We start from the raw sequence: 4,926 nt of genomic DNA, 5'->3' as shown, positions 1-4,926 counted from the left end.
GCCGAACGCTCCGCCCAACCCTGATGGAACGCAGGGTCATTGCGCAGTTTGCGGGCGATTTCCAGCCGCGTGACCAACCAGTCGAACTGGTCGGGCGCGGCCAGCAGGTCACGCATCACCTGGATCAGACCTTCGCGGGCGGCGACGTCCGCCATCCGCTCGGCATCCTCGCGGGCCAGTTCGAAGAACAGCGTGTCCTTGTCACGGAAGTGATGGAAGATGGCGCCGCGCGACAGCCCGATGGTGTGTTCGAGCCGCCGCACGGTCGCCTTCTCGTATCCGTACTCGGCGAAGCAGCGCCGGGCGCCGTCGAGGATCTGGCGGCGGCGCGCGGCCAGATGGTCGTCGGTTACCCGTGGCACGGTGTACCCGTTGCCCTTATGTCCCGAGTCCTGCCTTTTGCCTAGTTCGCTTTGAGCATGTTGCGCAGCACGTACTGCAGGATGCCGCCGTTGCGGTAGTAGTCCGCCTCGCCGGGGGTGTCGATGCGCACCACGGCGTCGAACTCCACCTTGCTGCCGTCTTCCTTCGTGGCGGTCACCTTGACCGTCTTCGGCGTCTTGCCCTCGTTGAGCGCGGTGATACCGGCGATGTCGAAGGTCTCGGTGCCGTCCAGCTTCAGCGAGGCCGCCGACTCGCCGGCGGGGAACTGCAGCGGGATGACGCCCATACCGATCAGGTTCGACCGGTGGATGCGCTCGAAGGATTCGGTGATCACCGCACGCACACCCAGCAGGCTGGTGCCCTTGGCCGCCCAGTCCCGCGAGGAACCCGATCCGTACTCCTTGCCGCCCAGCACCACCAGCGGGATGCCCGCGGCCTGGTAGTTCTCCGACGCGTCGTAGATGAACGCCTGCGGGCCACCCTCCTGGGTGAAGTCGCGGGTGTAGCCGCCCGACACATCATCGAGCAGCTGATTCTTCAGCCGGATGTTGGCGAAGGTGCCGCGGATCATCACCTCGTGGTTGCCGCGGCGTGAGCCCAGTGAGTTGTAGTCCTTGCGCTCCACGCCGTGCGAGTCCAGGTACTGTGCCGCCGGGGTGCCCGGCTTGATGGCACCGGCCGGGCTGATGTGGTCGGTGGTCACCGAGTCACCCAGCAGGGCAAGCACTCTGGCGCCGGTGATGTCGTTGACCGGCTCCGGGTCGGCGGGCATGCCGTCGAAGTAGGGAGGCTTGCGCACGTAGGTGGACTTGTCGTCCCACTCGAAGGTGTTGCCCTCCGGTGTCGGCAGCGAACGCCAGCGCTCGTCACCCTTGAAGACATCGGCGTAGCTGTCGACGAACATCTTCCGGTCGATCGAGGAGGCGATGGTCTCCTCGATCTCGGCGGCGGTCGGCCAGATGTCCTTGAGGAAGACGTCGTTACCGTCGTGATCGGTGCCCAGCGGATCGGCCTCGAAGTCGAAGTCCATGGTGCCGGCGATGCCGTAGGCGATGACCAGTGGCGGCGAGGCCAGGTAGTTCATCTTCACGTCGGGGGAGATGCGGCCCTCGAAGTTGCGGTTGCCCGAGAGCACCGCGGTGACCGACAGGTCGTTCTCGTTGATCGCCGCCGAGATCTCATCGGGCAGCGGGCCGGTGTTGCCGATGCAGGTGGTGCAGCCGTAGCCACCGAGGAAGTAACCGAGCTTCTCCAGGTACGGCCACAGGCCGGCCTTGTTGTAGTAGTCGGTGACGACCTGCGAGCCGGGCGCCATGTTGGTCTTCACCCACGGCTTGGAGGTCAGACCCTTCTCGACGGCCTTCTTGGCCAGCAGCGCGGCGCCGATCATGACGGTGGGGTTCGAGGTGTTGGTGCAGGACGTGATGCCCGCGACGACGACGGCGCCGTGGTCGAGGACGAAGTCACCGCGCTCGGCGGAACTCACCTGCACCGGCTTGGACGGCCGGCCCTCGCTGCCGTTGGCAGCGGACGGCCGCGCATCGACGGCACCGTCGTCGGCGAAAGACAGTGACACCGAGTCGCTGGCGGGGAAGGACTCGTCGACCGCCTCGTCCAGCTTGGACTCGGGGGTGGGGTAGTTCTCTTCGACGTAGTTGTGGATGTCCTTGCGGAACGCGGTCTTGGCGTCGGTGAGCTCGATGCGGTCCTGCGGGCGCTTGGGGCCCGAGATGGACGGCACCACGGTGGACAGGTCCAGTTCGATGTACTCGGAGAAGACGGGCTCCTTCTCCGGGTCGTGCCACATGCCCTGCTCCTTGGCATAGGCCTCGACCAGCGCGAGCTGCTCATCGCTGCGGCCGGTGAGTCGCAGGTACTTGATCGTCTCTTCGTCGATCGGGAAAATGGCTGCGGTGGAACCGAATTCGGGGCTCATGTTGCCCAGGGTGGCGCGGTTGGCCAGCGGCACCTCGGCCACACCCTTGCCGTAGAACTCGACGAACTTGCCGACGACGCCGTGCTTGCGCAGCATGTCGGTGGCGGTCAGCACCACGTCGGTGGCGGTCACGCCGGGCTTGATCTCGCCGGTCAGTTTGAAACCGACCACGCGGGGGATGAGCATCGAGACGGGCTGGCCGAGCATGGCGGCCTCGGCCTCGATGCCGCCGACGCCCCAGCCCAGCACGCCCAGGCCGTTGACCATGGTGGTGTGGCTGTCGGTGCCGACGCAGGTGTCCGGGTAGGCCTTGCCGTTGCGGACCATGACGGTCGGCGCCAGGTACTCGATGTTGACCTGGTGCACGATGCCGGTGCCGGGCGGCACGACCTTGAAGTCATCGAAAGCACCCTGGCCCCAACGCAGGAACTGGTAGCGCTCACCGTTGCGCTCGTATTCGAGTTCGACGTTGCGCTCGAAGGCACCGGCGTTGCCGAATACGTCCAGGATCACCGAGTGGTCGATCACGAGTTCGGCGGGTGACAGCGGGTTCACCTTGTCCGGGTCGCCGCCGAGTGCGGCGACGGCCTCACGCATGGTGGCCAGGTCGACGACGCAGGGCACGCCGGTGAAGTCCTGCATCACCACACGGGCCGGGGTGAACTGGATCTCGATGCTCGGATCGGCGGAGGGATCCCAGTTGGCGATCGCCTCGATGTGTTCCTTGGTGATGTTGGCGCCATCTTCGGTGCGAAGCAGGTTCTCGGCCAGCACCTTGAGGCTGTAGGGAAGTTTCTCGGTTCCGGGGACCGCGTCGAGGCGGTAGATCTCATAACTGTTGTCCCCGACGGTCAGCGTGTCGCGGGCTCCAAACGAATTGACCGAATCTGTGCTGCTCACATCAACTCCCGGCTAGATCTTGCCGCGACGGGCTGTGTCGACGGCGTCAATGATCCTAACAGTACGCTTGTCCTGCAAGGCGCTGCGGGTCGGGTCCAGTCTTCTCCAGTTGCCCGCCCGGTGCGACCCGGATGGCCAGATCGTGGGATGTGCACGTAGATCACGCCGGAATCACTTCGCGGTGACGACCCGTGAGTCGGGTGCGGCCCTGCGGTTGGGGCGACGGTACGGTGCCTGTGTGACCGGACCGCACGAACTCCCGCACCTGCCGGGCTACATTCCGCCCGACGTGGACATGACCGTGGTCGAGGCGCAGGTCGGCGATGGCGGAGTGAGTGCGCCCGCGGGTACCGATATCGCCGCTCTGCGGCAGGTGGTCGCCGAGGCCGGCCAGGACGGCATCGACCTGAAGATCGTCGTCGTCGAGACCAACCCGCCCATCGACACTCCGCTGCGCGACATCGCCACCGAGGTGGGTACGGCCTACCCGGGATCGACGGTGCTGGCCGTCAGTCCGTCCTATGCGGGGACCTTCAGTCCGGTATTTGACCGGGTCACGCTGGAGGCCGGTCAGGATCTGGCGAAAACCGGGGATCCGGTGCAATCGTCGATGAATTTCGTGGCGGAGTTGCAGAGCCCCGACTTTCCCTGGATGCCGTTTACCATCGTGGTTGTTCTCGGCGTTGCGGTGGCGGCGGTATTCACACGCATGCTGCAGGTTCRTGCCAAGCGAGCCGTTGCTGACGTGCCTCCCGCCGTGCCCGCCGACTAATCGTCGAACATTTGATCGCGAATTCGAATATCACCATTCGATAACGCTCGATTCAATTACATTCATGTAATTTGTTACTAAAGTTTCTTTAGCGCGTGATGTGACGTACGGTGCAAACAGTGCTCGTGATGCAGGTGTGATTCCTGTGACTCATGGCACGCAAGTGATGTTGTGCCAACACCGTTCGCGTTGAGCCCTAGGAGACTTGAGTCGAATGAGACGCACCCCTGGCGCCTCCGCCTCCCGGAATTACGGGCGAGTCTGCGCGGTCCCGTTGTCGTTGGGGATCCTGTTCGCGAGCGTTGTCCCGAACGGCCCGATCACCGGGCCTGTCGCGATCGCCGAGCCGGTCGGTCCCGAGGGCGTGGCCGCCCTCGTCGCCGCCGTGGCCGATGCCAACCAGCGACTGCAGGACCTGGGCGCCTCCGTGCAGAGCCAGCAGGAGAGCGTCAACAAGGCGCTTGTCGGGGTGCAGGACGCCCGCGACGCCGCGCTCGCGGCACAGCAGCAGGTCGACGCGAGCCAGCGCAGCGTGGCCGATGCCAATGCGGCAATTGCCGACGCGCAGAAGCGGTTCGACACCTACGCGGTCGCCGCGTACGTCAACGGGCCCGCCGCCTCCTACCTCACCGCCAGCGACCCGGCCGACGCGCTGCGCACGGCGGCGGCCGGTCAGGCGATGGCCATCARCTCGCAGCAGGTGATGTCCGATCTGCAGCGGGCCCGCACCGATCAGGTCAACCGGGAGTCCGCGGCCCGGCTGGCCAAGCAGGACGCCGACAACGCCGCTGCCGCCGCGCAATCGAGCCAGGACGCCGCGGTGGCCAGCCTGACCGAGGCGCAGAAGGTCTTCGGTTCGCAGCAGGCCGAGCTGGACCGGCTGAGCGCCGAACGCAGCGCGGCACAGGCGAAACTGGCCGCCGCGCGTCCGGCC

Annotated in this window: 3 protein-coding genes and 1 pseudogene; 2 read left to right on the top strand and 2 right to left on the bottom strand. The window is 65.9% G+C overall.

Going from position 1 to position 4,926, the window contains the following annotated elements:
* A partial coding sequence (locus tag AC1DTF_RS32090; RefSeq protein WP_477477000.1) for a helix-turn-helix domain-containing protein occupies positions 1-362 on the bottom strand: 362 nt, incomplete at its 3' end.
* 41 nt (positions 363-403) lie between these two features.
* Positions 404-3,220, bottom strand: coding sequence for an aconitate hydratase AcnA (gene acnA / locus AC1DTF_RS32085; RefSeq protein WP_477476999.1), 2,817 nt, complete (start codon positions 3,218-3,220; stop codon positions 404-406).
* Between the two features lie 238 nt (positions 3,221-3,458).
* Between acnA and AC1DTF_RS32080 the strand changes: the two genes are divergently transcribed.
* Both AC1DTF_RS32080 and AC1DTF_RS32075 read left to right on the top strand, forming a co-directional pair.
* Positions 3,459-3,992 (top strand): Rv1476 family membrane protein, encoded by a 534-nt coding sequence (locus AC1DTF_RS32080; RefSeq protein ID WP_477476998.1) that lies wholly within the window; start codon positions 3,459-3,461, stop codon positions 3,990-3,992.
* A gap of 214 nt (positions 3,993-4,206) precedes the next feature.
* Positions 4,207-4,926, top strand: a pseudogene (locus AC1DTF_RS32075) (NlpC/P60 family peptidoglycan endopeptidase RipA); the annotation flags it as partial.

The organism is Mycobacterium sp. P4_H6 (genome assembly GCF_056400845.1).
The sequence above is the reverse complement of the archived record's forward strand: the minus strand, read 5'-3'. Positions and strand labels throughout refer to the sequence as shown.